Source organism: Roseovarius dicentrarchi, assembly GCF_003316635.1.
GTDB lineage: Bacteria > Pseudomonadota > Alphaproteobacteria > Rhodobacterales > Rhodobacteraceae > Roseovarius > Roseovarius dicentrarchi.
Genome location: NZ_QNQP01000062.1, coordinates 1 through 1,933, shown reverse-complemented (window position 1 = coordinate 1,933; position 1,933 = coordinate 1). Strand labels below are relative to the sequence as shown.

1 protein-coding gene and 1 pseudogene are annotated in these 1,933 nt (G+C 59.3%); both read left to right on the top strand.

Going from position 1 to position 1,933, the window contains the following annotated elements; translation table 11 throughout:
- Positions 1-127: pseudogene (locus DQ230_RS16775) on the top strand (IS481 family transposase); the annotation flags it as partial.
- 213 nt (positions 128-340) lie between these two features.
- The gene (locus DQ230_RS16770; RefSeq protein ID WP_113913696.1) at positions 341-1,762 is read left to right on the top strand and encodes a mannose-1-phosphate guanylyltransferase/mannose-6-phosphate isomerase; all 1,422 of its coding nucleotides are present in this window, start codon (positions 341-343) and stop codon (positions 1,760-1,762) included.
- Positions 1,763-1,933: the final 171 nt, after the last annotated feature.

The window sequence follows — 1,933 nt, the reverse complement described above, 5'->3', positions numbered from 1 at the left end:
TTTCGCGCGCAGGCTCAAGACACTCAACGGTCTCACGCCCTACGAATACATCTGCAAAATCTGGACTTCAGAGCCAGATCGATTCATCGTTAATCCGATCCACCAGATGCCGGGACTGAACACCTAGTCATCCAAGATCGTGCTGAGATAATATCATCCCCATCCGTGCATGAAATTATCACCGTGATTGGCCCGCATCTTTGCATATTTATACCGCCGGGCGCAGTGGACTGCTGGAATGGGCCGTGCCATGTTCAGACGCGCAACGGTTTTTATCCCGGCTCCGTCCGGGCACGCCCTCCCGAACCCGCCTTACGGGCGTTACTGAATAGGCTACCTAATGATTCATCCAGTTCTCTTGTGTGGCGGTGCAGGCACCCGGCTTTGGCCTTTGTCGCGCAAATCATACCCCAAGCAATTCGCGCGTCTCATGGGCGACGAAAGCCTGTTTCAGGCCTCCGGCCGACGTCTCTCGGGCGATGACTTTGCCGCGCCGCTTATCGTGACGGGCGATCCTTTCCGTTTTATCGTGACCGAGCAGCTTGCCCAGATCAGCCAGTCACCCCAAGGCATTCTGGTCGAACCGGAGGAGCGCAACACGGCTCCCGCAGTGCTGGCCGCCGCGATGTGGCTGGCAGAAAACGACGCGGACGCCCTCATGCTGGTTGCGCCGTCCGATCACGTCATTCCCGATGCGGTGGCCTTTCGGGCCACGATCACTGCTGCGGTGCCGCGCGCGCTTCTGGGCGATCTGGTGACATTCGGCATCGCGCCTGACCGCCCCAAAACCGGCTATGGCTATCTGGAACTGGCTAAGGGGATGGATGCAGGGGCACAGACGCCTCAGGCTCTGGCCCGCTTCGTTGAAAAACCGGACGCAGCGCGGGCGCGCGATATGCTGGATGCCGGCAATTTTCTGTGGAACGCGGGGATTTTTCTGTTCACGGCACGCGCTGTGATTGACGCGTATCGCAAACATGCACCAGCCCTGCTGGAAGCGGTGCAGGCCGCGCTGGCAGGGGCGGTGTGCGATCTGGGCTTTACCCGGCTGGAGGCTGGACCATGGTCGGACGCAGATGATATCTCGATCGATTATGCGATCATGGAGAAGGCGGATAATCTGGCGGTCATGCCTTATTCCGCGCGCTGGTCGGATCTGGGGGACTGGGATGCGGTCTGGCTGGAATCTGGGCCGGACGATCAGGGCAATGTCTGCTCAGACCATGCCACGGCGATCTCTTGTAGTGACACGCTTTTGCGTTCCGAAACGCCGGGGCTGGAGTTGGTCGGGATCGGGCTGACCGATATCGTCGCCATTGCTATGAACGACGCGGTGCTGGTCGCCCATAAATCCGAAGCGCAGCGCGTCAAGGAGGCAGTGAGCGCATTAAAGGCATGCGGCGCCAGTCAGGCGGTACAACTGCCGCGCGATTATCGTCCCTGGGGTTGGTATGAAAGCCTCGCCATTGGGGGGCGGTTTCAGGTTAAGCGTATCGTCGTGCATCCCGGTGCGGCGCTCAGCCTGCAAAGCCATCACCACCGGTCCGAGCATTGGATTGTTGTCGAAGGCACGGCGCGTGTCACTGTCGGTAACGATGTCAGCCTGCTCAGCGAAAACCAGTCGATCTATATCCCGCTTGGCGCGGTTCACCGGATGGAGAATCCCGGCAAAGTGCCAATGGTATTGATCGAGGTGCAGACCGGCAGCTATCTGGGCGAGGATGACATCGTGCGCTACGAGGATTTCTATGCGCGAAACTGACGCGTATCCCGCGTCACGGCGCGCCGGTCTTCAGGCGTGCCTCGTAGGTGTTCAGTCCCGGCATCTGGTGGATCGGATTAACGATGAATCGATCTGGCTCTGAAGTCCAGATTTTGCAGATGTATTCGTAGGGCGTGAGACCGTTGAGTGTCTTGAGCCTGCGCGCGAAAT